1 protein-coding gene and 1 pseudogene are annotated in these 1,612 nt (G+C 69.6%); both read left to right on the forward strand.

Features of this window, described 5'->3' with window-relative positions:
• The first annotated feature begins 189 nt into the window (after positions 1-189).
• Positions 190-1,242 carry an N-acetyl-gamma-glutamyl-phosphate reductase gene (gene argC, locus KZA10_RS14565; protein WP_218683243.1) on the forward strand — a complete coding sequence of 351 codons (1,053 nt, stop codon included), beginning with the start codon at positions 190-192 and terminating at the stop codon, positions 1,240-1,242.
• Positions 1,239-1,484 (forward strand): annotated as a pseudogene (locus tag KZA10_RS14570) (bifunctional ornithine acetyltransferase/N-acetylglutamate synthase); the annotation flags it as partial. The gene argC and the pseudogene KZA10_RS14570, both read left to right, overlap by 4 nt.
• Positions 1,485-1,612 lie beyond the last annotated feature (128 nt).

The raw sequence follows: 1,612 nt of genomic DNA on the forward strand, positions 1-1,612 counted from the left end.
AGAACGTGCGGGCGAGGAGTCGTTTGAGCATGGAACAACCGTAAGCGAGAATCGCCGTCCGTCCACTGTCGAGGCGTCTCGCCCGGTTCGGCGCCACGTGCGTCGGGCAGGCGTACGATCGAGGGATTCCGCCTCCGGCCCCGTCCCCGGCCCCGATTTCCTCGCGGGCCCGACCGTTAAGGTAGAAGCATGACGTATTCCGTCGCCGTCTCCGGCGCATCCGGCTACGCAGGCGGCGAGATTCTGCGCCTCCTGGCCGATCATCCCGACATGGAGATCCGCACCGTCACGGCGCATTCGAACGCCGGACAGCCTCTCGTCGACCACCAGCCGCACCTGCGCTCCCTCGCGCACCTGACCCTGCAGGACACGACGCCGGAGATCCTCTCCGGCCACGACATCGTGTTCCTCGCGCTCCCGCATGGGCAGTCGGGGCAGTACACCGACGCTCTGGGCGATGCCCCTCTCGTGATCGATGCCGGGGCCGATCATCGGCTCACCTCGGCTTCGGCATGGGATGCGTTCTACGGTGGCGCCTTCCACGATCCGTGGACCTATGGCGTGCCGGAACTCGTCGTGGGCGGGGTCAAGCAGCGCGAGCACCTCCGGGGAGCGACGCGCATCGCCGCCCCCGGCTGCAACGCCTCGACCGTGAGCCTCAGCCTCGCTCCGGGCGTCGCCGCCGGAGTGATCGACCCCTCGGACATCGTGTCGGTGCTCGCCGTCGGCCCGTCGGGAGCGGGGAAGAGCCTCAAGACGAACCTCCTCGGCAGCGAGATCCTCGGCACCGCCAACCCCTACGCGGTCGGCGGGACGCACCGGCATATCCCGGAGATCCGTCAGGCGCTCGCCGCGGCTTCCGGCGCGGACGCCGACGGGATCCGGATCTCGTTCACCCCCGTGCTGGTGCCGATGTCCCGGGGGATCCTCGCCACCTCGACCGCGCCGATCGTCGATGGGGCGACCGACGCGCAGATCCGCGACGCCTGGGAGAGCACCTACGCCAGCGAGACCTTCGTGCACCTGCTCCCGGAGGGACGCTTCCCGCGCACGGCCGACGTGCTCGGCGCCAACACCGCGTTGATCGGCCTCGCCATCGATCGTGCCGCGAACCGGGTGACCGTGGTCACCGCCGTCGACAACCTCGTCAAGGGCACAGCGGGAGCAGCCATCCAATCCATGAACATCGCGCTGGGGCTTCCCGAAGCCCGCGCCCTCTCAGTGAACGGAGTCGCGCCGTGAGCGTCACCGCCCCCGCAGGATTCGAAGCGGCCGGAGTCGCCGCAGGGCTCAAGTCGACCGGCAAGCCGGACGTCGCCGTGGTCGTCAACCGTGGACCGCGCAAGGTCGGCGCCGCCGTCTTCACGAGCAACCGGGCCAAGGCCAACCCGATCATCTGGTCGCAGCAGGCCGTCGCCGACCGCGTGGTGGAGGCCGTGGTGCTCAACTCCGGAGGGGCGAACTGCTTCACCGGATCCTTCGGGTTACCGTGCCCAACATGAGGGCCTGGTCGCCGATGGCTCCATCGTCGTGGAGGGTGGGACGGCCCGCACAACCCGTGACATCGTCTTCGGCTCACCCTCGACGGCGGGTGCGGTCGCACTCGGCCGCT

This window comes from Microbacterium sp. BF1, assembly GCF_019279095.1.
GTDB lineage: Bacteria > Actinomycetota > Actinomycetes > Actinomycetales > Microbacteriaceae > Microbacterium > Microbacterium maritypicum.